The organism is Serratia sp. S4, assembly GCF_000347995.1.
Classification (GTDB): Bacteria; Pseudomonadota; Gammaproteobacteria; order Enterobacterales; family Enterobacteriaceae; genus Serratia; species Serratia quinivorans.
Genome location: NZ_KB661120.1, coordinates 721,677 through 746,628 on the forward strand (window position 1 = coordinate 721,677; position 24,952 = coordinate 746,628).

General features: G+C 56.2%; 21 protein-coding genes. 9 read left to right on the top strand and 12 right to left on the bottom strand.

From position 1 onward, the window contains the following. Nucleotides 1-22: 22 nt before the first annotated feature. The 6 genes from SERS4_RS0104005 to SERS4_RS0104030 all read right to left on the bottom strand — a co-directional run bounded on the left by SERS4_RS0104005 (nucleotide 23) and on the right by SERS4_RS0104030 (nucleotide 7,231). The gene (locus SERS4_RS0104005; protein WP_012005157.1) at nucleotides 23-805 is read right to left on the bottom strand and encodes an SDR family NAD(P)-dependent oxidoreductase; all 783 of its coding nucleotides are present in this window, start codon (nucleotides 803-805) and stop codon (nucleotides 23-25) included. Between the two features lie 25 nt (nucleotides 806-830). Next, nucleotides 831-1,733, bottom strand: a complete 903-nt coding sequence (locus tag SERS4_RS0104010; protein WP_017891568.1) for a dihydrodipicolinate synthase family protein — start codon at nucleotides 1,731-1,733, stop codon at nucleotides 831-833. After that, the gene (ilvD, locus tag SERS4_RS0104015; protein ID WP_017891569.1) at nucleotides 1,733-3,445 is read right to left on the bottom strand and encodes a dihydroxy-acid dehydratase; all 1,713 of its coding nucleotides are present in this window, start codon (nucleotides 3,443-3,445) and stop codon (nucleotides 1,733-1,735) included. The genes SERS4_RS0104010 and ilvD overlap by 1 nt, the downstream gene beginning before the upstream one ends. Nucleotides 3,446-3,447: 2 nt before the next feature. Further along, entirely contained in the window at nucleotides 3,448-4,836 is a 1,389-nt protein-coding gene (locus SERS4_RS0104020) for an MFS transporter (RefSeq protein WP_017891570.1), read from the bottom strand. A gap of 28 nt (nucleotides 4,837-4,864) precedes the next feature. Continuing rightward, nucleotides 4,865-6,295 carry a sugar porter family MFS transporter gene (locus tag SERS4_RS0104025; RefSeq protein ID WP_017891571.1) on the bottom strand — a complete coding sequence of 477 codons (1,431 nt, stop codon included), beginning with the start codon at nucleotides 6,293-6,295 and terminating at the stop codon, nucleotides 4,865-4,867. Nucleotides 6,296-6,499: 204 nt separating this feature from the next. Continuing rightward, a complete protein-coding gene (locus tag SERS4_RS0104030; RefSeq protein ID WP_012005162.1) occupies nucleotides 6,500-7,231 on the bottom strand; it encodes a FadR/GntR family transcriptional regulator in 732 nt (243 codons plus the stop codon). Nucleotides 7,232-7,553: 322 nt separating this feature from the next. On the opposite strand from SERS4_RS0104030, the gene dapB reads away from it, so the two are divergent. The 5 genes from dapB to kefC all read left to right on the top strand — a co-directional run bounded on the left by dapB (nucleotide 7,554) and on the right by kefC (nucleotide 15,818). Further along, nucleotides 7,554-8,375 carry a 4-hydroxy-tetrahydrodipicolinate reductase gene (gene dapB / locus SERS4_RS0104035; RefSeq protein ID WP_017891572.1) on the top strand — a complete coding sequence of 274 codons (822 nt, stop codon included), beginning with the start codon at nucleotides 7,554-7,556 and terminating at the stop codon, nucleotides 8,373-8,375. Nucleotides 8,376-8,845: 470 nt separating this feature from the next. After that, the gene (gene carA, locus SERS4_RS0104045) at nucleotides 8,846-9,994 is read left to right on the top strand and encodes a glutamine-hydrolyzing carbamoyl-phosphate synthase small subunit (RefSeq protein ID WP_026142192.1); all 1,149 of its coding nucleotides are present in this window, start codon (nucleotides 8,846-8,848) and stop codon (nucleotides 9,992-9,994) included. 15 nt (nucleotides 9,995-10,009) lie between these two features. Further along, on the top strand, nucleotides 10,010-13,234 hold the full coding sequence (gene carB, locus SERS4_RS0104050; protein ID WP_012005165.1) for a carbamoyl-phosphate synthase large subunit: 3,225 nt from the start codon (nucleotides 10,010-10,012) through the stop codon (nucleotides 13,232-13,234). Nucleotides 13,235-13,414: 180 nt separating this feature from the next. Then, entirely contained in the window at nucleotides 13,415-13,972 is a 558-nt protein-coding gene (kefF, locus tag SERS4_RS0104055; protein WP_017891575.1) for a glutathione-regulated potassium-efflux system oxidoreductase KefF, read from the top strand. After that, the gene (kefC, locus tag SERS4_RS0104060) at nucleotides 13,965-15,818 is read left to right on the top strand and encodes a glutathione-regulated potassium-efflux system protein KefC (protein ID WP_012005167.1); all 1,854 of its coding nucleotides are present in this window, start codon (nucleotides 13,965-13,967) and stop codon (nucleotides 15,816-15,818) included. Before kefF ends, kefC begins: the two co-directional genes overlap by 8 nt. Nucleotides 15,819-15,861: 43 nt before the next feature. On the opposite strand, the gene SERS4_RS0104065 is transcribed toward kefC, so the two are convergent. Next, nucleotides 15,862-16,476 (bottom strand): LysE family translocator, encoded by a 615-nt coding sequence (locus tag SERS4_RS0104065; protein ID WP_017891576.1) that lies wholly within the window; start codon nucleotides 16,474-16,476, stop codon nucleotides 15,862-15,864. A 128-nt stretch (nucleotides 16,477-16,604) separates the two neighbouring features. Here SERS4_RS0104065 and SERS4_RS0104070 point away from each other — a divergent pair, with 128 nt between their 5' ends. The 4 genes from SERS4_RS0104070 (at nucleotide 16,605) to SERS4_RS0104085 (ending at nucleotide 20,575) form a co-directional block, all read left to right on the top strand. Beyond that, nucleotides 16,605-17,405 (top strand): threonine/serine exporter ThrE family protein, encoded by an 801-nt coding sequence (locus tag SERS4_RS0104070; protein WP_012005169.1) that lies wholly within the window; start codon nucleotides 16,605-16,607, stop codon nucleotides 17,403-17,405. Then, the gene (locus SERS4_RS0104075) at nucleotides 17,402-17,866 is read left to right on the top strand and encodes a threonine/serine exporter (protein ID WP_017891577.1); all 465 of its coding nucleotides are present in this window, start codon (nucleotides 17,402-17,404) and stop codon (nucleotides 17,864-17,866) included. The genes SERS4_RS0104070 and SERS4_RS0104075 overlap by 4 nt, the downstream gene beginning before the upstream one ends. 143 nt (nucleotides 17,867-18,009) lie before the next feature. Continuing rightward, complete coding sequence (gene folA / locus SERS4_RS0104080) at nucleotides 18,010-18,492, top strand: type 3 dihydrofolate reductase (protein WP_012005171.1); 483 nt, start codon at nucleotides 18,010-18,012, stop codon at nucleotides 18,490-18,492. A gap of 193 nt (nucleotides 18,493-18,685) precedes the next feature. Further along, the gene (locus SERS4_RS0104085; protein ID WP_017891578.1) at nucleotides 18,686-20,575 is read left to right on the top strand and encodes a PhoX family phosphatase; all 1,890 of its coding nucleotides are present in this window, start codon (nucleotides 18,686-18,688) and stop codon (nucleotides 20,573-20,575) included. 39 nt (nucleotides 20,576-20,614) lie between these two features. On the opposite strand, the gene apaH is transcribed toward SERS4_RS0104085, so the two are convergent. Genes apaH through surA form a run of 5 tightly spaced genes read right to left on the bottom strand, consistent with a single transcriptional unit; the run spans nucleotide 20,615 to nucleotide 24,947 of the window. After that, nucleotides 20,615-21,466 carry a bis(5'-nucleosyl)-tetraphosphatase (symmetrical) ApaH gene (apaH, locus tag SERS4_RS0104090; RefSeq protein WP_012005173.1) on the bottom strand — a complete coding sequence of 284 codons (852 nt, stop codon included), beginning with the start codon at nucleotides 21,464-21,466 and terminating at the stop codon, nucleotides 20,615-20,617. 2 nt (nucleotides 21,467-21,468) lie between these two features. Beyond that, nucleotides 21,469-21,846 carry a Co2+/Mg2+ efflux protein ApaG gene (apaG, locus tag SERS4_RS0104095; protein ID WP_012005174.1) on the bottom strand — a complete coding sequence of 126 codons (378 nt, stop codon included), beginning with the start codon at nucleotides 21,844-21,846 and terminating at the stop codon, nucleotides 21,469-21,471. A gap of 12 nt (nucleotides 21,847-21,858) precedes the next feature. Further along, complete coding sequence (gene rsmA, locus SERS4_RS0104100) at nucleotides 21,859-22,677, bottom strand: 16S rRNA (adenine(1518)-N(6)/adenine(1519)-N(6))-dimethyltransferase RsmA (RefSeq protein ID WP_012005175.1); 819 nt, start codon at nucleotides 22,675-22,677, stop codon at nucleotides 21,859-21,861. After that, complete coding sequence (gene pdxA / locus SERS4_RS0104105) at nucleotides 22,670-23,662, bottom strand: 4-hydroxythreonine-4-phosphate dehydrogenase PdxA (protein ID WP_017891579.1); 993 nt, start codon at nucleotides 23,660-23,662, stop codon at nucleotides 22,670-22,672. Before pdxA ends, rsmA begins: the two co-directional genes overlap by 8 nt. Beyond that, nucleotides 23,649-24,947, bottom strand: coding sequence for a peptidylprolyl isomerase SurA (surA, locus tag SERS4_RS0104110; protein WP_012005177.1), 1,299 nt, complete (start codon nucleotides 24,945-24,947; stop codon nucleotides 23,649-23,651). The genes pdxA and surA overlap by 14 nt, the downstream gene beginning before the upstream one ends. Nucleotides 24,948-24,952 lie beyond the last annotated feature (5 nt).

Genomic DNA, 24,952 nt, shown 5'->3' on the forward strand with positions numbered 1-24,952 from the left:
TGGCTCCCCGCTTTTCTTTCAGTTAGTCGGGGTCTTCATCCTGCATGATGGCACTGCGTCCTCCGTCCATCACAATCGTGGTGCCTGCGATAAATCCCGCGTGTTCACTGGCGAGAAACAAACACAAATCACCGACTTCTTCAGGTGCTCCCAGGCGGCCGACCGGGTGCTTGTTAACGGTTCTTTCCCGCGCCAGTTTGGCATCTGGGTGACTATCGAACCAGGTTTGGTTGCCTTCGGTATCGATAAAACCAGGAGCAATCCCCAGAGTGCGGATCGCCGGACCCCACTCGATAGTCAGGCTTTGTACCAGGGAGAGTAGTGCCCGCTTGCTGATGTTATACGGCGCACAGCCCGGCAGGGTGGAAAATGCGTGGTTGGAGGTGATCACCAGGATCACGCCCCGGCTTTGGGTCAGGGCCGCACGGGCACATTTGGCCAGATACCAATGTGAGCGCAGATTGAGATTGAAGTTATGTGTCCAGTCTTCTTCTTCGCAATCAATACCTTTGAAAACGTTTTTACCGGCGTTGGAAACCACAATATCGATACGATGGAACCGTTGCTCAGCATTGGCGACAAAACGTTTGATCTCGGTGGTCTGCGTGACATCCACCGAGTCGTAGAAAAAATGTTGCGGGTACTCGCGCCGCAATTGCTGGGCATGGGGGGCTTTCTCCAGGGCTGGTTCGGCGCAACCCATAACGCTATCGCCGTTAGCGAGAAAGGCCTTGGTAATAGCCAGACCTATGCCCTGGCTGGCACCGGTGACGATCACCACTCGTCCGGATTTGTCGATAAGCATATAAACCTCGGCAAGGGCTGTTTTGCTAAAGAGAAAACTGGCCTAAAAACCGGTCGATCATCAGGTGATCGTCTGCGGTGAGTTGCCAGCCGGGGTGACGGCAGTAATCGGTGGCAATGATATTGCGCCGCTGCAGAATCGTCTTCTCAACCTGAATAATGTATTCGCAGTGGCTCATCCAGCGCTGAATGTAAGGCAAGAGTGCCTGATGCAGCCTTTGTGCCTGTTCAGCTTCACCGACTTGCCAGTGGTGATAAATGCGCAGGTATACCTCACTGAATGAACAGCCGGGCATCACGCCTTTGCCCCCCGCCGCCAGCATTGGCAACATATAAAGTCCGGCATAGCCGTTTAACACGCTGGCTTGCGGCGCCAGTTGCAGAAATTCTTTGGTGTAATCCACCGGCGGGTTGCACTCTATCTTAAACACCGCATGGGGGTAGCGTGCCGCCACGTCAGCCAATTGTTGAGGCGTGATCGGCAATCCGGTTTCACCCGGCGCGTATTGCACCATCACCGGGATGTCTACGGCATCCAGTACGGCAAAGATGTGCTGTTGGATCGCCTGCGGACTGGGCTGCAGGAAAAATGGCGGCAGCAGCATCAACGCGTCCGCCCCCAGTTGTTGATAATGACGAGCGCGTTTAACGGCGACTTCGCTGCTGTGATCGGTGACTGAGATCGCGCGGTACAGTGGGGCACCCGCCAGCGTGGCGATAAATATTTCCGCCAGCCGAGCGCGTTCGCGGTCGTCCAGTTTAGGGAACTCACTGGCGATACCAAACAGCGTCGTTCCCTGAACGCCGGTGGCGGCTAAATGCTCCAACAATCGCACAAAACTTTTCTCATCTATCTCGCCGTCAGCCCTAAACGGCATAGCGACAATAGGATTGACGCCGCAAATATCTGCGGCTTGATAACGGCTCATTATTCTTCCTCCCGGTCAGCCAGTACGGCACCCTGCGCGGCCGGCATTGCCCAGCGGCGATAAAGTCGCAGGAAACCGCGTGGCACTTCTTTATCCACCGGTTGCCAGTTTTTACGTCGCAGGATCAGTTCGCTCTCGCTGACATGCAGCGTTAGGGTACGAGCAGGAATATCGATGGAGATCGGGTCTCCGTTCTGCACCAGTGCCAGTTCGCCGCCCTCCACCGCCTCAGGTGAAATGTGGCCGACAAACAGCCCGCGGTTGGAACCGGAGAAACGACCATCGGTGATCAAGGCGCAACTGTCGGACAGGCCCATACCTTCCAGTGATTTCATCGGTTTATACATTTCCGGCATGCCGGGGCCGCCTTTAGGCCCTTCATAACGCAACACCAGGGCACTGCCCGGTTTAATCTGGCCGGACATAATGGCGTCGACCGATTCCTGCTCGCTGTTGAACACCACGGCGGGGCCACTAAAACGCATCAAATTTTCCGGCACGGCCGCAGGCTTCACCACGCAGCCGAGCGGCGACAGGTTGCCGTGCAGCACGGCAACGCCGGCTTCATTGCGCACCGGAATGGCCAGGGTGTGGATGACCTCAGGACGTCGGCTCGGCCGGGTCTTCGCCACTAGCTCAGCCTTGGTTTTGCCGGTGACGGTCAAGGCGTTAAGGTCGAGCAGTTTGGCAATCTCAACTTCGACCGCCGGTACGCCGCCCGCCTCCCAGAAATCAATCATGTCATGCTCGGAGGCCGGGTAGAGTGAGGCGACCAGTGGCACCTGATGGCTCAGTTCATCAAAGGCGGACAGCGGCAGATGCCCCAATTCCGCTTCGTAGTGAATGGCTTGCAGATGCAGAATGGCATTGGTGGAACCGCCGGTGGCCAACAGATAAACCATCGCATTGCGGATCGACGCCGCGGTGATGATCTGTCGCGCGTTGATGCCATTGAGCACCAGCGCCACCGCCTGGCGGCCGGTTTCGACAGCGCATTCGCGCCGCTCTGTTGACACCGCCGGCAGTGTGCTGCTACCCGGCAGGCTCATACCCAAAACTTCGCCGATACAGCACATGGTGTTAGCCGTACCGTACATGGTGCAGGAGCCGGGGCCGGGCTCGGCGATATTTTCGATATGAGCGAATTCCGCCTCATCGATTTCGCCGCGTTTTTTCCAGCCGATGGCTTCGGTGACGATGTTGCCGTCCCAGTGCTTGCCTTTATATTCCGCTGGATACATCGGCCCCCCGTTGACGATGATCGCCGGAACGTCCAGCCGTGCCGCCGCCATCAGCATGGCAGGCACAATTTTGTCGCAGGATCCCAGCAGTACCATGCCGTCGAAACGATGGGCGCGCATCATCACTTCAATTGAGGCGGTGATCACCTCGCGGGCGGCCAGGATGTAGCGCATGCCAAGATGTCCTTCGGCAATACCGTCGCAGGGGGCGATAGTGCCGAACACCATGCCGACACCGCCGGCTTCTTCAATGCCCTGTAACACCCTGGCCGTCAGTTCATTGAGGTTGACGTGGCCGGCGGTGGCATTGGTATAACTGTTGACCACGGCGATCACCGGGCGTCGCAGTTGTTCGTCGCTGTGGCCCATCGATTTATACAGCGCACGTTTCAGCGCACCGTCATCACCCTCGAGGATTGGGTTAAAATGCGCGCCGCAACTGCCGCCGCCACAGGTTCCACATCCGCTCATAATTAAAATCTCTCAGTGATATTTAAAGGGCCTTCGGTATCAGGCTGAGTCGCCTGATGCGGTTTGATCTTTGGGTTTATCAATCTGGCCGGAAGCATGAAGATCAACGGGGCGCACAGCAGCAGGAAGCCCGCCAAAATATACAGTCCACTGTCAGTCTGGCCGGTTTGGTCTTTCAGCCAGCCGAGTACCGTGGGGCCGAAGAACCCGGCGAGGTTGCCGACCGAATTCACCAGTGCGATACCGGCCGCCGCCGCAGTGCCGGAAAGCAATGCGCCCGGCAGGCTGATATAGGTGGGGATTAGCGCCAGGGTGCCGGACATGGCAACGCAGATCCAGGTCATCATCCAGAAGGTCGAGCCGCTGCAGTAAGCACTGAGGGTTAGCCCGATGCAGCCAATCACCGCCGGAATGGCAATATGCCAGCGCCGCTCCTGTTTCAGATCGGAATGACGGCTGTTCCATATCATAAACAACGCGCCAAACACGTAGGGCAGGGCCGCCAGCAGGCCGATTTGTAAATCGTCGCTGATGCCTGAGGTTTTGATGATGGAAGGTAGCCAGAAACTGATGCCGTAGTAGCCGACATTAAAACTGAAGAAAATCAATGCCAATAGCCAGACGTAGCGGTTAGCCAGCATCTCTTTCAGACTGTGAGCCGCTTTGCCGTTGGCCGCCCGGTCGCGGTTGGCCTGATCTTTAGCCAGATCGGCCTGCACCAGGTTTTTCTCTGCGGCAGTTAACCATTTGGCTTCGGCCACATTGTTATCCAGGTAACGCAACACCACAAAGGCCAGGAGTAAAGACGGGATTGCCTCAATCAGGAACAGCCACTGCCAGTTATGCAAGCCGCCGACGTTTTCAAACAGCTTGAGGATCAAACCTGAAAGCGGGCTGCCGATGATCACCGACAGCGGCGTGACCAGAATAAACAGCCCCAGAGTGCGGGCGGAACGCCATGAGGGAAACCACAGGGTTAAATAGAACACGATGCCAGGGAAGAAACCGGCTTCGGCCACGCCGAGCAGAAAGCGCAATACGTAAAAGCTGGTGGGGGTGGTGACAAACATCATGGCAGCTGACAGTACTGCCCAGGTCGCCATGATGCGGGCTATCCAGAATCGTGGCCCAAAGCGTTGCATCAGCAGATTGCTGGGCAACTCAAAAATAAAATAACCAATGAAGAAGATACCGGCGCCCAGGCCATAGACGGTATCGCTGAAGTTCAAAGCATCCTGCATATGCAGCTTGGCGAACCCGACGTTAACGCGGTCCAGGTAAGCGAAGAAATAACACAGGATCAAAAAAGGGATCAGGCGGCGTGTGATCTTACCGTAGACCTGTGTTTCAACGGCTTGCTTCACCGTCTGCTTTTCCGTCGTCAACTTCATGAGCGGTTCCTCAGATTTATTAGTCGGGTTATACCGGCGTATTCAAGGAGCGAACATCAGCCTTCGGCTGCGGTGATTTGCCGATGTGGCGCAGGGCAACACCGTTCATCAGGTTTTTTTCGATGTGTTCAAGCGAGATATTCTTGGTTTCTGGCACCAGCCATAACGTCAGCAAGATACAGAACAGGTTGAGCCCAGCATAAAGCCAGAAAGTACCGGCACTGCCGACGGTGTCGATCAGCGTCAGGAAGGTAGCGCCGATGATCATATTGGCCATCCAGTTGGCCATGGTGGAGCAGGTAACGCCAAAATCGCGTCCGGCCAGCGGTTGGATCTCGGAGCACAATACCCAAATCAAGGGGCCTGCACTCATGGCAAAGCCGGTGATGAAAATCAGCAGCACCATAACCGCTGCGTATTGTTCTGCTGGATTGCTGATGCCGGTGTGGAACATATAACCCAGGGTGCCCATGCAAATGGCCATCACACCGAAACCCAGCTTGAGCATTGGCTTGCGTCCCCAACGATCGACCAGCGCGATAGCGATAAAGGTAGCCAGCACGTTGGTCAACCCGGCGATCACGGTGCACCACATTTGTTCGCTGGTGGTGGAGAAACCGGCGATTTCAAAGATCTTCGGTGCGTAGTACATGATTATCGTCATGCCGGTGAACTGCTGCATAAATTGCAGCAAGATGCCAAGACAGGTGGAACGGCGGAAGTTGGCATTGTGGCGAAACAGTTGCCAGCCGCGTTGCTTCATTTGCAGACTTTCACGGATTTGGTCCAGTTCCACGCGGGCTTCATCATCCGAGTTACGTAGCAGCATGAGCACCTTTGAGGCCAGCTCGCTGCGGCCTTTCATGGCTAACCAGCGCGGACTTTCCGGCAGCGTCACCACGCCAATAAACAGGATGATGGCGGGGAATGTGATAATACCCAGCATCCAGCGCCAGTGACCTCCGGCGCTGAAGGCGGTGTCAGACAGGAAGGCCGCCAGAATGCCGATAGTAATCATCAATTGATAAAGCGAGATCATGCTGCCGCGAATTCGTTCCGGGGCGATTTCCGACAGGTACAGTGGAGCAGTGAACGACGCTACGCCGACGGCTAAACCCAGAATAAAGCGCGAAATAACCAACACTTCGAGATTAAGGGCAATGGCGCAACCGACAGAGCCGACGACAAACAACACGGCGCTCAACAACAGGCTTTTTTTACGGCCAAGGCGGGAAGACATCGGCCCGCTGCCCAGTGCCCCGAGTGCGGCACCGAGCATCATAATGCTGACCACGATTTCCTGCTGTTGGCTGGACAGGCTGAATTCGTGGGCCAGGAACGGCAATGCACCGGCGATTACCCCCATATCCAGGCCAAACAGCAGTCCTGCTAAGGCGGCGAGAAAGCAAACCTGCAGGGTTTGCCGGTTAGTTTTGGCGGGAACAGCGATTTTTTTCATAACAACACCTTTTTATTCAATGCGTTATTTTTTATGCGGAAAGCGCTGGCACCGAACTGTCGGTGAAGCCCGCCCCAGACGTAAGCCGTTCAGTTATTATTCATTCAGGTAATACAAAATTAGATATCTTGTAATACAAGAATGCTAAGGCCAAAAGCACTCGGGAACTGTGAGATTGATCGAAATTACAGCAAAGGAGGGTTTTTAGAGGATATGAGCGAACATTTCCGGCTGTTTATGCCAATTATTCTTTCTGGCCGCGTTGAGCAGAATGACACGCATGCATTGGCGCGCATTCTCCACCTGCTTGAAGCGAATAGCCTCCAGCAGCTGTTGGTGTTCTTCGACGGCTTTTTGGGCCAGGCGTACGTCCTCTTCCAGCGTTTGCTGAAAAGAGAGGGCCATTGCGGCGGACAGCGCACTGCCTAATGAATGTAAAAAGGGGTTATGGCTGGCACCCAGTAAAGCGAGATGAAATGCCATATCGCCCTGTTCGAACAGTTCGCGGCTGGCTTGTTGCTGCCCTTGCGCCATCAACTTGCAGGCATCTTCGAGCGCCGCCAAATCATGACCGGTGGCATTAACCGCCGCTAGCGCGGCGATATTGGGTTCAAAGATCAAACGAGTGACCATTAGCTGTTCAATCAACAACGGATCGAGGCTGTCTTCTGCCAGCCAGGCCAGAACATCGGTATCTAAAAAGCTCCACTGCTGGCGTGAGTTAACCGTACTGCGCTTCTTGGCCTGGATGGAAATCAGCCCTTTTGCGGCCAGCACCTGCAAGGCATTGCGTACCGAGGTGCGTGAAACCTCGTACTGCTGTGCCAGCTCATTTTCCCCCGGCAACGACAGCCCGGGCGGCAAGTCGCCCCTGATAATACGGCGTGCCAAATCTTGCGTCAGGGTTTCCGATAGGGTCGTGGGTGCGGTTTTCATCCGTGTGGCTCTCAGGCAATAAAGCGGCAGTTAAGGCATATACTAAGCTAAGCGGCTGATTGGTGGTACCCATGCCGGTTTTAGTGAATGAAATGAGGGTTTTTTCCTGCGATGTTTAGCCATTGAAATTGCATGATTATGTACAATCGGCAACAGACACTTTTAGGTCAATTGTTAACCCATTGACAGCATTGCTGATGAAATACGGGAGATATCATAATTTTCTAATTATGAAATGAATCCTCTGGCGGTGATAGGGCGAGGCAGTTACCCTGAACCGATAGCCTAATGGGATAGGCGTCAAATCAACAAGAGAGCAAGTATGACTGATTCATTAATCCGCATCGCGGTTGCGGGTTCCGGCGGCCGTATGGGCCGTCAATTGATCCAGGCGGTACAGCAGGCACCGGGTGTGGTGCTGGGGGCAGCGATATCGCGGCCAGGTTCAAGCCTGATCGGTACCGACGCCGGTGAACTGGCGGGCGTTGGCGCACTGGGCGTGACCGTTAGCGACAGTCTGGAAAAGGTGGCCGATGATTTCGATATTCTGATCGACTTCACCCGCCCGGAAAGCACTCTGGCCTATCTGGCTTTCTGCGTCGAGCATAAAAAAGCCATGGTGATTGGCACTACCGGCTTTGATGACGCCGGTAAAGACGCCATCCGTGCCGCCGGGCAGCAGATTGGGATCGTCTTTGCCGCCAACTTCAGCGTCGGCGTCAATCTGGTGCTGAAACTGTTGGAAAAAGCCGCTCAGGTGATGGGCGACTATACCGATATCGAAATTATTGAAGCGCATCATCGCCATAAAGTGGATGCCCCTTCGGGCACGGCGTTGGCAATGGGTGAGGCTATCGCTGGCGCATTGGGGCGCGATCTTAAAGAGTGCGCGGTATATGCGCGTGAAGGTTATACCGGTGAACGCGATCCGAAGAGCATTGGCTTTGCCACTGTTCGTGCAGGCGATATCGTGGGTGAGCATACCGCCATGTTTGCCGACATTGGCGAGCGGGTTGAGATCACCCATAAAGCCTCCAGCCGGATGACTTTTGCCAGCGGAGCGGTACGGGCGGCATCATGGTTACATAACCGTGATAAAGGGCTGTTTGATATGCGAGACGTGCTCAATCTTGACCAGTTATAATTGATTTATATACCATCGTGATGTGGTTGTGTTGATCATAATACTATGATTAGTGGACAATAATTTTATTGTCCTTTTTTTTAACACATAAAACATGAGTTATGCATTTATTTGTTTTCATAATGGTTTTTTTTATATGTTTTCATGTGTTTTTTAACCGGAATCTCCTGGTGGTGATGTTTTTTGCCCTGAATTTTGCCTTCATCATTGCGATTTTTTGTCATTCATCCCCGCAACCGTTTACCAACCCGAGTTTAGCGGTGTTTTTATGGCTGCTAACCCTATTAAACGTCGAGAAGTGCAAAAATAAGAGAAAAAATGGCGCTTTGGGTAGACAAGCGGAGCTCCCATCATTAGAATGCGCCCAATTTGCCAAAAATTGACCTTGAGGGCGGTTTTTGCATTGATTTAGATCGCGATATCTGAATTAATATGCAAATATTGTGATTGATTATTCCTTGGAGGGTGTTTTGATTAAGTCAGCGCTATTGGTTCTCGAAGACGGAACCCAATTCCACGGTCGGGCCATCGGGGCAGAGGGTACGGCAGTAGGAGAAGTGGTCTTCAATACGTCGATGACCGGTTATCAAGAAATCCTCACTGATCCTTCCTACTCCCGCCAGATCGTTACTCTTACTTATCCTCATATCGGCAATGTCGGCACCAATGCTGCTGACGAAGAATCCTCCGCAGTACACGCCCAAGGCCTCGTCATTCGCGACCTCCCACTGATTGCCAGCAACTACCGCAACGAAGAAGGCCTGTCTGACTACCTGAAGCGTCATAACATCGTGGCGATCGCCGATATTGATACCCGCAAGCTGACCCGTCTGCTGCGTGAGAAGGGTGCACAGAACGGTTGCATCATTGCTGCCGATACCCCGGATGCAGCCCTGGCCTTGGCCAAGGCCAAAGGTTTCCCGGGCCTGAAAGGCATGGATCTGGCGAAAGAAGTGACCACCCAGGAAGCTTACAGCTGGCAGCAAGGCAGCTGGACGCTGGAAGGCGAACTGCCGGAAGCCAAAGCGGCCTCCGAACTGCCGTTCCACGTGGTGGCTTACGACTTCGGCGCCAAGCGCAACATCCTGCGTATGCTGGTGGATCGCGGCTGCCGCCTGACGGTAGTGCCGGCACAGACCCCGGCAGATGAAGTGTTGAAGATGGATCCGGACGGCATTTTCCTGTCCAACGGCCCGGGTGACCCGGAGCCTTGTGATTACGCCATCACCGCCATCAAGCAGTTCCTGGAAACCGACATTCCGGTGTTTGGCATCTGCCTCGGCCACCAGTTGCTGGCACTGGCCAGCGGCGCGAAAACCGTGAAGATGAAGCTCGGCCACCACGGCGGCAACCACCCGGTAAAAGACCTGGATAAAGACTGCGTCATGATCACCGCACAGAACCATGGTTTTGCCGTGGACGAAAATAACCTGCCGGCGGAACTGCGCGTAACGCACAAATCCTTGTTTGACCACACGGTGCAGGGCATTCACCGCACCGACAAAGCGGCGTTCAGCTTCCAGGGCCACCCTGAAGCCAGCCCGGGCCCACACGATGCCGCGCCGCTGTTCGATCACTTTATCGAACTGATCGAGACTTACCGTTCTAACGCCAAATAATCAGGAGCAGTAAAAATGCCAAAACGTACAGACATAAAAAGCATCCTGATCCTCGGCGCTGGCCCGATTGTTATCGGCCAGGCGTGTGAGTTCGACTACTCGGGTGCTCAGGCGTGTAAAGCGCTGCGCGAAGAGGGTTACCGCGTTATTTTGGTGAACTCCAACCCGGCCACTATCATGACTGACCCGGAAATGGCCGATGCGACCTACATCGAGCCGATTCACTGGAAAGTAGTACGCAAAATCATCGAAAAAGAGCGCCCGGATGCCGTGCTGCCGACCATGGGCGGCCAAACCGCACTGAACTGCGCGCTGGAGCTGGAACGTCAGGGCGTGCTGGCCGAATTTGGCGTGACCATGATTGGCGCCACCGCTGATGCGATCGATAAAGCTGAAGACCGTCGCCGTTTCGACGTGGCGATGAAAAAAATCGGCCTGGACACCGCGCGCTCCGGTATCGCGCACAATATGGAAGAAGCGCTGGCGGTTGCCGCTGACGTTGGCTTCCCGTGCATCATCCGTCCTTCCTTTACCATGGGCGGCAGCGGCGGCGGCATCGCTTATAACCGCGAAGAGTTCGAAGAGATCTGCGAACGCGGCCTGGACTTGTCACCGACCAAAGAGCTGCTGATTGACGAGTCGCTGATTGGCTGGAAAGAGTACGAGATGGAGGTGGTGCGCGATAAGAATGATAACTGCATCATCGTCTGCTCGATTGAAAACTTCGACGCCATGGGCATCCATACCGGTGACTCCATCACCGTGGCCCCGGCGCAGACACTGACCGACAAAGAATACCAAATCATGCGTAACGCCTCGATGGCGGTGCTGCGTGAAATCGGCGTGGAAACCGGCGGCTCCAACGTGCAGTTCTCGGTTAACCCGAAAACCGGCCGCCTGATCGTTATCGAAATGAACCCGCGCGTGTCCCGCTCTTCGGCGCTGGCATCGAAAGCCACCGGCTTCCCGATTGCCAAAATCGCCGCCAAGCTGGCGGTGGGTTACACCCTCGACGAACTGATGAACGATATCACCGGTGGCCGTACGCCGGCCTCGTTTGAACCGTCCATCGACTACGTGGTAACCAAAATTCCTCGTTTCAACTTCGAGAAATTTGCCGGCGCCAACGACCGTCTGACCACCCAAATGAAATCCGTCGGCGAAGTGATGGCGATTGGTCGCACCCAGCAAGAGTCGCTGCAAAAAGCGCTGCGCGGTCTGGAAGTGGGCGCCACCGGTTTTGACCCTAAAGTAAGCCTGGACGACCCGGAAGCGCTGACCAAGATTCGCCGTGAACTGAAAGATGCCGGCTCTGACCGCATCTGGTACATCGCCGATGCCTTCCGCGCCGGCCTGTCGGTGGACGGCGTATTCAACCTGACCAACGTCGACCGCTGGTTCCTGGTGCAGATTGAAGAACTGGTACGCCTGGAAGAGCAGGTGGCCGAAACCGGCATTAACGGTTTAACGCAGGAGTTCCTGCGCACCCTGAAGCGTAAAGGCTTCGCCGATGCGCGTCTGGCTACCCTGGCCGGCGTTGCCGAAAGCGAAATCCGCAAGCTGCGCCACGGTTATGGGCTGCACCCGGTTTACAAGCGTGTGGATACCTGCGCGGCAGAATTCGCCACCGACACCGCTTACATGTACTCCACCTATGAAGAAGAGTGCGAGTCCAATCCGACCAACGACCGTCCGAAAATCATGGTACTGGGCGGCGGTCCGAACCGTATCGGCCAGGGCATCGAGTTCGACTACTGCTGTGTACACGCCTCGCTGGCGCTGCGCGAAGACGGTTACGAGACCATTATGGTCAACTGTAACCCGGAAACCGTGTCAACCGACTACGACACTTCCGACCGTCTGTACTTCGAGCCGGTCACGCTGGAAGACGTGCTGGAAATCGTGCGTATCGAGAAGCCGAAAGGCGTGATCGTGCAGTACGGTGGCCAGACCCCGCTGAAGCTGGCGCGTGAGCTGGAAGCCGCAGGCGTGCCGATTATCGGCACCAGCCCGGATGCGATTGACCGTGCGGAAGACCGCGAGCGTTTCCAACAGGCGGTACAGCGTCTTGGCCTGAAACAGCCGGCCAACGCCACCGTCGCCACCATCGAACAGGCGGTAGAAAAGGCTGCCGGTATCGGCTACCCGCTGGTGGTTCGTCCTTCCTACGTACTGGGCGGCCGCGCGATGGAAATCGTCTACGACGACATCGACCTGCGCCGTTACTTCCAGAACGCGGTCAGCGTCTCTAACGACGCGCCAGTGCTGCTGGACCGCTTCCTGGATGACGCGGTAGAAGTCGACGTCGATGCGATTTGCGACGGCGAGCGGGTGCTGATTGGCGGCATCATGGAACACATCGAACAGGCGGGCGTGCATTCCGGTGACTCCGCTTGCTCATTGCCGGCCTACACCCTGAGCAAAGAGATCCAGGACGTGATGCGTCAGCAGGTTGAGAAACTGGCGTTCGAGCTGCAGGTTCGTGGTCTGATGAACGTGCAGTTTGCGGTGAAGAACAACGAAGTCTACCTGATTGAAGTCAACCCACGTGCCGCGCGTACCGTGCCATTCGTCTCCAAGGCGACCGGCGTCCAGTTGGCCAAGGTGGCGGCACGCGTGATGGCAGGCAAAACGCTGGCCGAGCAGGGCGTAACGGAAGAAGTTATCCCGCCTTACTACTCGGTGAAAGAAGTGGTGTTGCCGTTCAACAAGTTCCCGGGCGTCGACCCGATTTTAGGGCCGGAAATGCGCTCTACCGGGGAAGTGATGGGCGTTGGCCGCACCTTCGCGGAAGCCTTCTCCAAGGCGATGCTCGGCAGCCAGTCAGGCATGAAGAAACAGGGCCGTGCACTGCTGTCGGTACGTGAAGGCGATAAAGCCCGGGTGGTGGATCTGGCGGCAAGCCTGCTGAAACAGGGCTTTGAACTGGATGCTACCCACGGGACCGCCGTGGTGCTGGGAGAGGCGGGGATTAACCCGCGCCTGGTCAACAAGGTGCATGAAGGCCGTCCGCACATTCAGGACCGTATCAAGAATGGCGAGTACACCTACATCGTTAACACCACGGCCGGTCGTCAGGCGATTGAGGACTCCAAGCTGATTCGCCGCAGTGCGCTGCAGTACAAGGTGCATTACGACACTACCCTGAACGGCGGCTTCGCCACCGCGATGGCGCTGAAGGCTGACCCGACCGAACAGGTCACTTCGGTGCAGGAGATGCACGCACGCATCGGTAAGTAATCTCCCCAGGCCGTAACATCGGGGCGCTGCAGTTCAATGCAGCGCCCTTTTTTTATCTCCTTCAGCCAATTTGTTGTCTCGCGTTAAAAATTTCCGCTATCAATCATTCAGCAAACTGTCACTCTGTGTGATTGGTATATGCTTGATATATTGGCAAGGAACGAAGGAACGACGACAACCATGATCCTGATAATTTACGCCCATCCTTATCCCCGGCATTCTCATGCCAACCACCGTCTGTTACAGGCGGTCAAGGATCTTCCCGAGGTGGAAGTCCGTTCGCTGTATGAGCTGTATCCCGATTTCAATATCGATATCAACGCCGAACAGCAAGCGCTGGAGCGTGCCGACCTGGTGGTGCTGCAGCATCCGATGCAGTGGTACAGCCAACCGCCGTTGCTGAAACTGTGGATCGACAAAGTGCTGGAACACGGCTGGGCTTACGGCCATGAAGGCGATGCCTTGGTGGGCAAAGATGTCCTGTGGGCGGTAACCAGCGGGGGGGATGAGCATCATTTCGAACTGGGTGATTACCCCAACTTTGCCGCTCTGGGGCAGCCGCTGCAGGCCACGGCGCTGTATTGCGGGATGAACTGGCAGCCCTATTTTGCCGTGCATAACACCTTTACCTGCAATGAACCGGCGCTGATTGCCGCCGGCGAGTCCTACCGGCGCCGGCTGGTGGATTACCTGATGGAACACAGTGAACCGGCGGAGCAGGGAGTAGAACATGGATAATCACCACATGATGATTGAGGGGCTGATCTATCTGGGATCGGCCGCGCTGTTCGTGCCGATCGCGGTGCGGCTGGGGTTGGGGTCGGTACTGGGTTATCTGATCGCCGGCTGTATTATTGGCCCCTGGGGGCTGAAACTGGTCTCTGATGCCGAGTCGATCCTCACCTTTGCCGAGATTGGTGTGGTGCTGATGCTGTTTATCATCGGGCTGGAGCTGGATCCGAAACGGCTGTGGACACTGCGTGCTTCGGTATTTGGCGGCGGCATTATCCAGATGGCCGCTTGTGGGCTGGCGCTGAGCGCCTTTTGCTATTTCCTCGGGCTGGACTGGAAGGTGGCGTTGCTGATTGGCCTGACGCTGGCGTTGTCCTCTACTGCGATAGCCATGCAGGCAATGAGTGAACGTAACCTGACACCCTCACCGATTGGTCGCAGCGCGTTTGCCGCCCTGTTATTCCAGGATATTGCGGCGATCCCGCTGGTGGCGATGATCCCATTGTTGGCCAGCAGCGGCGCCGTCACCACGTTAGCGACATTCGCCCTGTCGGCGGCCAAGGTCGTCGGCGCGCTGGTGATTGTGGTGCTGCTCGGCCGCTATGTGACCCGGCCGCTGTTGCACTTTGTCGCCCGCTCCGGCATGCGTGAAGTTTTTAGTGCCGTGGCGCTGTTCCTGGTGTTTGGCTTTGGCATCCTGCTGGAAATGGCCGGGCTGTCGATGGCGATGGGCGCCTTCCTTGCCGGGGTGATGCTGGCGAGTTCTGAATACCGTCATGCATTGGAAAGTGATATTCAGCCGTTCAAGGGCCTGCTGCTCGGGCTGTTCTTTATCGGTGTTGGCATGTCGATCGACTTCGGCACCCTGTTCCATCATCCGCTGTTGATTGCCTCGCTGCTGTTGGGTTTTATGCTGATCAAAGCGGCGCTGTTGTGGTTGATTGCTCCCTGGCTTGGCGTACCGAAACGCCAGCGCGGCATGTTCGCCATTTTATTAGGTCAGGGCAGTGAGTTTGCCTTCGTGATCTTCGGGGCCGCGCAGTTGGCCGGGGTATTGCCGCCGGAGTGGGCAAAATCCTTGACGCTGGCGGTGGCCTTGTCGATGGCGGTGACGCCGCTGTTGCTGGTGGTGGCTGCAAGGATTGAGAAAAACGCACCGAAAGATGAACGTCCGGCGGATGAAATCGATGATGAGAATGCCAGCGTCATCATTGCCGGATTTGGCCGTTTTGGCCAGATCGCCGGCCGTTTGCTGTTGGCCAATGGTGTGCATACCGTGGTACTGGATCACGATCCGGACCATATTGAAACGCTGCGCAAATTCGACACCAAGGTGTTTTATGGTGATGCCACCCGCGCCGATCTGCTGGAAGCCGCAGGCGCCGAGCATGCCAAGGTACTGATCAATGCTATCGATGATGTGGAGGCCAATCTGCAATTAACCGAACTGGCCAAGCGGCATTTCCCACACCTGAAAGTGGTGGCGCGCGCACGTGATGTTGACCACTGGTATCAGTTGCGCCAGTTAGGGGTGGAAAGTCCGGAACGTGAAACCTTTGAAAGCTCGTTGCGCATTGGTCGCGAAACGCTGGAACTGTTGGGGTTGGATGCTTACGAGGCACGTGAAAAAGCGGATACCTTCCGGCGCTACAACCTGAAAATGCTCGAGGAAACGCTGGAGAATTATCAGGATACCGAATTCCGTCTCGCGGGTCTGCAACGGGCCAAAGAGATGCTCAGTGCGGCTATCGAGCAGGATCAGAATCGGTTGGCACGGGTACAGCAGAGTGGCTGGCGTGGCAGTATTGACGGCAAGGCACCAGAGGATGAGGTAGTGGAAGCCAAGGGATAAACCCAGTGGGCGCAGCGCGGTGCTGCGCCCCATTCTAGAAGAGTTAGCTCAGTGCGACTTTGATGCCCAGGGCAATCAACATCCCGCCCAGCAATTTATCAACTATCTTCTGGGTCTTTTCCAGCCCGCGACGCACCGGGCCACTTTGGATCAGGAACACCAGCACCGGCCACCACAGGACGGACAGGCCAAGGATAATCCCCGCATACCACAGTTTTTCACCCAACCCGGAGTCGATCTGCAATACCTGAGTGAATACCGCCAGGAAGAACAGCGTGGCCTTCGGATTGAGCAGATTACACAGATAGCCCTGCACAAAGGCACTTTTCAGACTCACCTGCTGCTGTGGCACATTACTGACGTTCATTTTACTGCCGCCGCGTGACAACAGCGCCTGAATGCCAATCCAGACCAGATAGACCGCACCGGCGTATTTCAGCACGTTAAACAGCCATGGGGTGGTGGTGATCACTACCGCCAGTCCGGCAACGCAGTAAGACATATGGGTCGCGACGCCGCAGATCACGCCGAAAGCGGTCATCATGGCGGCCAGGCGCGGGTAGCGGGCGGCATTCTTGATCACCATGAAAAAATCCGGGCCGGGCGACAGCATACCCAGGGTAGCAATACCGGCAACGAACAGCGAAGTTTCAAGCATGATTTGACTCTCTGCACAAAAGGCCTAATTGCGCTGATAATAACGCCACTTCCCCTGATACGCATCAACCCAATGAGGTAATGTGTAGCACTATGATGAATATTCACTCACGGACGTGACGGAGCATAATGCATCAGGCAACCCCGACAGAAACGCCGGAGCTGAACCGGCAACAGCGTGAAATCACTCGTCTGTGTATTCAATGTGCCTTGCTGTTGTTACAGCACGGCGCCGAAAGCACGGTGGTGGAGCAGTTATCGACCCGTTTGGGGCTGGCGCTGGGGATGGACAGCGTGGAAAGCTCTATCTCGGCCAATGCGGTGGTGCTGACGACAATCAGTCACGGCGAATGCCTGACGACGACGCGCAAGAACGTCGATCGCGGCATCAATATGCAGATGGTGACCGAGGTACAGCATATCGTTATTTTGGCGGAACACCGGTTGGCGGACGCGCACGACGTGGCCCGACGCTTCGAGAAAATTCGCCCGCTGCGCTATCCGCGCTGGCTGGTGGTGCTAATGGTGGCGCTGTCCTGTGGCTGCTTTAGCGTGTTGAACGGCGGCGATCAGAAGGCGTTCGCCGTGACCTTTATCGCCAGTGGTCTGGCGATGAGCGTGCGCCAAATGCTGACCGCGCGCCACATGAATCCACTGATCAACTTTTGCCTGACGGCGTTTGTTGCCACCTCGGTTTCCGGCCTGTTGCTGCGGTTGCCGATGTTCAGTGAAACCTCCACCGTAGCGATGGCTGCCAGCGTGTTGCTGCTGGTGCCGGGCTTTCCGCTGATTAACGCGGTTGCGGACATGTTCAAAGGCCACATCAATACCGGGCTGGCGCGTTGGGCGATGGCCAGCCTGCTGACGCTGGCGACCTGCATTGGCGTGGTGATGGCAATGTCGCTGTGGGATCTGCGGGGGTGGTCATGAATCTGCTTTGGGCTTTGCTGCAGGACATGCTGCTGGCGGCGGTACCGGCGCTGGGTTTTGCCATGGTATTCAACGTCCCGGTGCGCGCACTGCGTTATTGTGCGTTGCTTGGCGCAGTAGGCCACGGTTCACGCATGCTGATGATGCACGCAGGAATGAACATCGAATGGGCCACGTTTTTGGCGGCGATTTTGATCGGCATGATCGGTATTTACTGGTCGCGCTGGCTGCTGGCACACCCGAAGGTGTTTACCGTGGCGGCAGTGATCCCGATGTTCCCGGGCATTTCGGCCTATACCGCGATGATCTCGGTGGTGGAAATTTCGCATTTGGGTTACAGCGAGGCGCTGATGGCCACCCTGATGAGCAACCTCCTCAAGGCCTGTTTTATCGTCGGCGCGTTATCGATCGGGCTGTCGTTACCCGGGTTGTGGCTGTACCGGAAACGCCCTGGCGTTTAAGCGTGACCAAGCCGGTAAAATTGATTATTAGATATACTGATAAGAGCTATCTTATATATTCATATTGCTTGATTAGCCTATCGACGGCAGTTGGGGCTTTACGTATAGTGTGAGCAATTTTGCTGCCTACACAGGGTTTAACAATGATTATCAGCCTGATCGCTGCCTTGGCGGCGGATCGCGTTATTGGCATGGAAAACGCCATGCCGTGGCACCTGCCGGCGGACTTAGCGTGGTTTAAACGTAACACGCTGAATAAACCGGTGATTATGGGCCGTAAAACTTTCGAGTCGATTGGTCGTCCATTGCCGGGCCGCCATAACATCGTGTTAAGCAGCCGCGCCGGCACCGATGCCGGGGTGACCTGGGCCACGTCTATCGACGAAGCGCTGGCCGCTGCCGGGGATGTGGAAGAAGTGATGGTGATCGGCGGTGGGCGTATCTACAGCCAATTCCTGGCGCGCGCCAATCGCATGTATCTGACGCATATCGATGCCGAAGTCGGTGGCGACGCCCATTTCCCTGACTATGAGCCGGATGAATGGGAAACGTCGTTCAGCGAGTTCCACGATGCTGACGAAGTGAATTCTCACAGCTATTGCTTCGAGATTTTAGAACACCGTTAATTCCCGGGCGTTAGTTGTATCTTCCTGAGGGCGCAAGAGATTGCGCCCTTTGTCGTTTCTGCGGCAAACCTCCGCCGACTTCTGATTGTAACATTTTCGTCACACTTCCTGATTAGTATGAAGCCCAACTCTGAGCGCCCGGCAACTCTGGTGAATCTTGACTGCGGCGCCATTTAAAAAAGGAAGCAATGCAATGACGAGCAAAATTGAGCCATTAGATGCCGACCGCCTGACCGATCCCACCCGTCGTAAACTGCTGCTGGGCAGCGCCGGAGCCGTAGGCCTGGCCGGTTTCCTCGGCGGCGGCATCTGGACGGTTTCCGCCGAAGCACTGGCCGAGGATTTACCGCCGAACAAGCTGCTGGGTTTCAAAGGCATTGCGGCCTCAACGGCCGATGAGGTGGTGATTGCACCGGGGTACCGTGCCGAGGTGCTGATCTCCTGGGGTGAGCCGCTGGTAGAGGGCGCTGCCGCTTTTGACCCGCAGGGTAACAACAGTGCCGCCGACCAGGAAAAGCAGTTCGGCGACAACAACGATGGTATGAGCTTCTTCCCGATTGATGATAATCACGGCGTGATGGCCATCAACAATGAATATGTTAACGAGCAGTATCTGTTTGCCCATGGCGGCAGCAAAGCCACCAGTCTGGAAGATGTGCGTAAATCGCAGGCCGCGCACGGTGTTTCTATCGTGGCAGTGAAGCGCGCCGGTGACAGCCAGCGTTGGGAAGTAGAGCGTCCGTCGCGCTATAACCGTCGTATTACGGCCAACACCGAGATGCAGTTCAGCGGCCCGGCCGCCGGTCATGCATTGCTGCAAACGGCAGCCGACCCGACCGGGCGCAAGGTACTGGGCACCTTCGGCAACTGTGCCAACGGTAAAACGCCCTGGGGGACTTATCTGACCTGCGAAGAGAACTTCGATACCTATTTCGGCACCCATCAGGCCGACTATAAGACCACGGCGGATCAAAAGCGCTATACGCTAAAAGTCAGCGAACCGGAGCGCAATTGGCCGGATTACGACGAGCGTTTTGACGTGGCGAAGAATCCGAATGAATTTAACCGTCATGGCTGGATCGTCGAAATCGACCCGATGAATCCAACTTCGACGCCAATCAAACACACGGCGCTGGGCCGCTTCAAACATGAAAATGCTGCGGTAACCGTTGCCAAGGATGGTCGCCTGGTGGTTTACATGGGCGACGATGAGCGCGGGGAACACATCTACAAGTACGTTTCCAAGGGTGTGGTGGACGTGGCTAACCCGGCCAATAACCGTAGTTTGCTGGACGAAGGCACGCTGTATGTGGCGCAGTTTGACGGTGATGCCGGCGGCACGCCGTTGAAAGGCACCGGCCGCTGGATTGCCCTGGAGTTCGGCAAAAATGGCCTGACGCCGGAAAACGGTTTCTGTGATGAGGCCGAAGTGTTGATCTTCGCCCGCAAGGCCGCGGCACAGGTGGGCGCCACCAAAATGGACCGTCCGGAATGGATCGCGGTCAACCCGCATGATGGTCGTGCCTACTGCACACTGACCAACAACAGCAAGCGCGGCGAAGAAGGCATGCCATTGAACGCGGCTAACCCGCGCCCGAACAATGTCTATGGCCAGATTATCCGTTGGGATGAGGGCGGCGATGCTACGGCGGCGTCATTCACCTGGGATATTTATGCGCTGTGCGGCAACCCGATTGCGCATCCGGAAGGGGTGAACCGCGGTACGCCAAATATCACGGCAGACAATACCTTTAACAGCCCGGACGGGTTGGGCTTTGATAAGTCCGGTCGCCTGTGGATCCTCACCGACGGTAAATACAGTAACAAGGGCGATTATGCCGGGCAGGGGAACAACCAGATGCTGGTGGGCGATCCACTCAGTGGCGAGATCCGCCGCTTTATGGTTGGGCCAAAGTCGTGTGAGCTGACCGGGATTACCTTCACGCCGGATTACAAGACGATGTTCGTCAACGTTCAGCATCCGGGGGAAGAAGGAGACTCTCATTTCCCGAACAATAGTCCGCGTCCGCGCTCGTCAGTATTGATGATTACGCGTGAAGACGGTGGAGTGATTGGGGCTTAAGAAGAAAACAGCGGGGCGGCATTGACCGCCCCGGCTTGATTATGACGCGGCCTGTTGGTGCACGCCGTCCAGCAGATCCCGGCGATTGGCAGGTTGGGTAAAGTACTGTTGGTCCTCCCAGCGCAGCATGGTCAGATCGCCTCCCCAGCAGCAGCCGGTATCGAGGCCAATAACGCCTGCCGGTGTACCTCTGCCTTCCAGTGATGCCCAGTGACCAAAGATAATGGTGTAATCGGCATCGACCAATCGTGGCAACTCAAACCAGGGTTTGAGCGGCGCAGGCGCGGTGCCTGGCGCATCTTTGCAGATCATGTCGAGCTGGCCATTCGGGAAGCAGTAACGCATGCGCGTCAGGGCATTGGTGCTGAAACGCAAGCGCGCCAGCCCACTCAGCTCCGGGCTCCAGTTGTTCGGCATATCGCCGTACATGGCATCGAGGAACAGTGGGTAGCTGTCGCTGCTCAGCACCGCTTCCACTTCACGGGCGCACAGTTGCGCGGTTTCAATGTCCCACTGCGGCGTGATACCGGCATGTGCCATCACCAGCTTGAGTTGTTCATCTACCTGCAATACCGGTTGGCGGCGCAGCCAGTTGATCAACTCGTCGGCGTCCGGGGCTTCCAACAGCGGGGTGATGCGGTCTTTGGGTTTGTTGCGGCTGATACCGGCGTAGACCGCCAGCAGGTGCAGGTCGTGGTTGCCCAACACCATGCGTACCGCAGGGCCGAGTGAACGCACGTAGCGCAATACATCCAGTGAACCGGGGCCGCGGGCGACCAAATCGCCGGTCAGCCACAGCTGGTCTTGCTGAGGATCGAAAGCCACCTGGGCCAATAGCGATTTCAGTTCATCAAAACAGCCATGAACGTCGCCGATAAGATATGTCGACATAATTAGTGAATCAGCGTTGGGATAGCTAAGCGGAACACCGGAATAGCGGTCTGGAACGGCTGACCCTGATGATCAACCATTTCGTAATGGCCTTCCATGGTACCCAATGGCGTTTCAAGGATCGCGCCGCTGGTGTATTGGAATTCTCCACCGGGCGGGATAAGCGGCTGTTCGCCGACGACGCCTTCGCCCTGAACTTCGGTCTGACGGCCATTGCTGTTGGTGATCAGCCAGTAGCGGCCCAGCAGTTGCACATTGAAACGCCCCAAATTGCGGATGGTGATGGTATAAGCGAAGACGTAACGTTCTTCCTCAGGTATCGACTGTGATTCCACATAGACACTTTGTACCTGAATACATACGCGGGGCGAATCAATCATGACCACTACTCCTTATTGCTGCGGCGCGGGATTGGCTGAAAGCCAGTTGGCCAGCTTACAGTATTGCGCCACAGAAATATTCTCTGCTCTCAGTATCGGATCGATACCCAACTCCGTCAGTTGCTCTGGGGTGAACAGGTCGCCCAGGCTGTTACGGACGGTTTTCCGGCGTTGGTTGAACGCCTGAGTGGTGATACGGCTCAGCATCCGCACGTCGCCTACCGGGTTCGGGTTCACCAGGTGTGGCACCAGACGCACCACGGCGGAATCCACTTTCGGTGCCGGGGTGAAGGAGGTCGGTGGCACTTCCAGCACCGGAATAACGTTGCAGTAGTACTGCGCCATTACGGTCAAACGCCCGTAGGCCTTGCTGTTCGGGCCGGCAACCAGGCGGTTAACCACTTCTTTCTGCAACATAAAGTGCATGTCGCGAATGGCCTGAGTATAGCTGAAAAGGTGGAACATCAGCGGCGTCGAAATGTTATACGGCAGGTTACCAAACACGCGCAGCGGCTGGCCAGCCTGTTCGGCCATTTCGGCAAAGTTCACCGTCATGGCATCTTGCTGGTGAATGGTCAGTTTGTCTTTCAGCTGTGGGTGATTTGCCAGGCGGGCCGCCAAATCGCGGTCCAGCTCAATCACCGTCATGCGATCCATGCGTGCGCCGACCGGCTCGGTCAGTGCGCCCAGGCCGGGACCGATTTCAACTACCGCTTCACCCGGCATCGGGTGAATGGCGGAGACAATGCTGTCGATGACAAACTGATCGGTTAAAAAGTTCTGTCCAAAGCGTTTGCGGGCAAAGTGCCCTTGGTGGACTTTATTATTCATTACAATTAATTATCATTTTAATGGCGAGATTCAAGGCCGTTTTAAAACTGCCTGCATCGGCGGTGCCGGTGCCGGCCAGTTCCAAAGCGGTACCGTGGTCGACCGAGGTACGGATAAAAGGCAAACCGAGGGTAATATTTACCGCCCGGCCGAACCCTTGGTATTTTAGCACCGGTAGACCCTGATCGTGATACATCGCCAGCACCGCATCGGCATGTTGCAGATACTTGGGCTGGAACAGGGTGTCTGCCGGCAGTGGGCCGATCAGAGTGATACCTTCAGCACGCAGCGCGTCGAGCGCCGGGATGATGGTATCTATCTCTTCACGTCCCATATGGCCGCCTTCCCCGGCATGCGGGTTCAAGCCACAGACGTAGATCTGCGGTTGGGCGAGGCCAAATTTGGTTTTCAGGTCGTGGTCGAGAATGCGGATGACTTCATGCAGGCTTTGCCGGGTGATAGCGCCAGGCACCGCCAGTAAGGGCAGGTGGGTGGTCGCCAGCGCCACGCGCAGCTCTTCGGTCGCCAACATCATCACCACGCGATCGCAACCGCTGCGATCGGCAAAGAATTCGGTATGGCCAATGAACGGCACGCCGGCGTCGTTGATGACGCCCTTGTTCACCGGGCCGGTGATCAGCGCGGCGAATTCACCGTTCAGACAACCGTCACAGGCACGCGCCAAGGTTTCTACCACGTAGGCACTGTTACCTACGTTCAACTCACCCGCTACTACCGGATGAGCGGTAGCGACCGGCAACACCGTCAAGGTACCCGCGCGCTGCGGCTGAGCAGGTTGCTGTGGCTGATAGGTGCGCAGTTGCAGCGGCAGGTCTAACTGCCGGGCGCGTTCAAGCAACAAGGCCGGATCCGCGCACACCACCAGTTCAACAGGCCAATCCTGTTGCGCCAGCGCTGCCACCAAATCCGGCCCAACCCCGGCAGGCTCGCCGGGGGTGATTACGATGCGATTATTGTTGTGCATTACCGTCAAGGATCTTCACGTAAGCCTGAGCACGTTGTTCCTGCATCCAGGTCTGCGCTTCTTCAGCAAACTTGCGGTTGAACAGCATGCGGTAAGCGCGATCTTTCTGCGCCGCATCGGTTTTGTCTACCTGACGCGTATCCAGCAACTGAATCAGGTGCCAGCCGAAGGAAGAATGCACCGGTTGGCTGACTTCGCCTTTACTCAGCTTCATCAACGCGTCACGGAAGGCCGGATCGTAGATGTCTGGAGAAGCCCAGCCCAGATCGCCGCCCTGCAATGCAGAACCTGGATCCTGAGAAAGCTGTTTGGCTTCGTCAGCAAACTTGGCGCGACCGCTCTTGATGGCTTCGGCCACCTCTTGCAACTTGGCACGTGCCTGATCGTCAGTCAGCACCACAGAAGGTTTCAGCAGAATGTGACGAGCGTGAACCTCGGTAACAGATACCGACTGGTTGGCACCACGGATATCATTCACTTTCAGGATGTGGAAGCCGACGCCGGAGCGGATTGGCCCAACCACATCGCCTTTTTTGGCGTTAACCAGTCTTTCGGCGAACAGGGTCGGGATCTCCTGCAGTTTGCCCCAGCCCATGTTGCCGCCTTTCAGCGCCTGGGAGTCGGCAGAGTAGGAGATTGCCAGCTTGCCGAAGTCGGCGCCGCCGTTGATTTCACCCATAAGTTTTTTAGCCAGCGCTTCCGCGTCGTCTACCTGCGCCTGCGACGGGTTTTCCGGCAGCGGGATCAGGATGTGGCTGATGTTCATTTCGGTATCGCTACCGTTTTGAGCGCCAACCTGGGCGGCCAGTGAGTCCACTTCCTGCGGCAGGATAGTGACGCGGCGGCGCACTTCATTGTTACGCACCTCAGAAATCAGCATTTCCTTGCGGATCTGCGAACGGTAGGTGTTGTAGTTCAGGCCTTCATACGCCAGACGGCTGCGCATCTGATCGATGCTCATTTTGTTCTGTGCGGCGATGTTGCCGATGGCTTTGTCCAGATCGGCGTCAGAAACGTTGATCCCCATTTTCTTGGCCATCTGCAGCTGGATGTTATCCATAATCAGACGCTCAAGGATCTGGTGACGAAGCGTTTTGTCATCCGGCAATTGCTGGCCGGCCTGCTGTGCATTGAGTTTCACCGACTGCAACAGGGTGCTTACGTCGCTCTCAAGGACCACGCCGTTATCCACGACGGCGGCGACTTTATCCACTTCTTGGGGTGCTGCGAACGCGGTATTGGCACAAACCACCAATCCGAGAATAAGCGTTCTCCAGTTCTTCATACATT

Coding starts and splice junctions, on each gene's coding strand:
- SERS4_RS0104005 (WP_012005157.1), bottom strand. CDS start 805: ATGCTTATCGACAAATCCGGACGAGTGGTGATCGTCACCGGTGCCAGC.
- SERS4_RS0104010 (WP_017891568.1), bottom strand. CDS start 1,733: ATGAGCCGTTATCAAGCCGCAGATATTTGCGGCGTCAATCCTATTGTC.
- ilvD (WP_017891569.1), bottom strand. CDS start 3,445: ATGAGCGGATGTGGAACCTGTGGCGGCGGCAGTTGCGGCGCGCATTTT.
- SERS4_RS0104020 (WP_017891570.1), bottom strand. CDS start 4,836: ATGAAGTTGACGACGGAAAAGCAGACGGTGAAGCAAGCCGTTGAAACA.
- SERS4_RS0104025 (WP_017891571.1), bottom strand. CDS start 6,295: ATGAAAAAAATCGCTGTTCCCGCCAAAACTAACCGGCAAACCCTGCAG.
- SERS4_RS0104030 (WP_012005162.1), bottom strand. CDS start 7,231: ATGAAAACCGCACCCACGACCCTATCGGAAACCCTGACGCAAGATTTG.
- dapB (WP_017891572.1), top strand. CDS start 7,554: ATGACTGATTCATTAATCCGCATCGCGGTTGCGGGTTCCGGCGGCCGT.
- carB (WP_012005165.1), top strand. CDS start 10,010: ATGCCAAAACGTACAGACATAAAAAGCATCCTGATCCTCGGCGCTGGC.
- kefF (WP_017891575.1), top strand. CDS start 13,415: ATGATCCTGATAATTTACGCCCATCCTTATCCCCGGCATTCTCATGCC.
- kefC (WP_012005167.1), top strand. CDS start 13,965: ATGGATAATCACCACATGATGATTGAGGGGCTGATCTATCTGGGATCG.
- SERS4_RS0104065 (WP_017891576.1), bottom strand. CDS start 16,476: ATGCTTGAAACTTCGCTGTTCGTTGCCGGTATTGCTACCCTGGGTATG.
- SERS4_RS0104070 (WP_012005169.1), top strand. CDS start 16,605: ATGCATCAGGCAACCCCGACAGAAACGCCGGAGCTGAACCGGCAACAG.
- SERS4_RS0104075 (WP_017891577.1), top strand. CDS start 17,402: ATGAATCTGCTTTGGGCTTTGCTGCAGGACATGCTGCTGGCGGCGGTA.
- folA (WP_012005171.1), top strand. CDS start 18,010: ATGATTATCAGCCTGATCGCTGCCTTGGCGGCGGATCGCGTTATTGGC.
- SERS4_RS0104085 (WP_017891578.1), top strand. CDS start 18,686: ATGACGAGCAAAATTGAGCCATTAGATGCCGACCGCCTGACCGATCCC.
- apaH (WP_012005173.1), bottom strand. CDS start 21,466: ATGTCGACATATCTTATCGGCGACGTTCATGGCTGTTTTGATGAACTG.
- apaG (WP_012005174.1), bottom strand. CDS start 21,846: ATGATTGATTCGCCCCGCGTATGTATTCAGGTACAAAGTGTCTATGTG.
- rsmA (WP_012005175.1), bottom strand. CDS start 22,677: ATGAATAATAAAGTCCACCAAGGGCACTTTGCCCGCAAACGCTTTGGA.
- pdxA (WP_017891579.1), bottom strand. CDS start 23,662: ATGCACAACAATAATCGCATCGTAATCACCCCCGGCGAGCCTGCCGGG.
- surA (WP_012005177.1), bottom strand. CDS start 24,947: ATGAAGAACTGGAGAACGCTTATTCTCGGATTGGTGGTTTGTGCCAAT.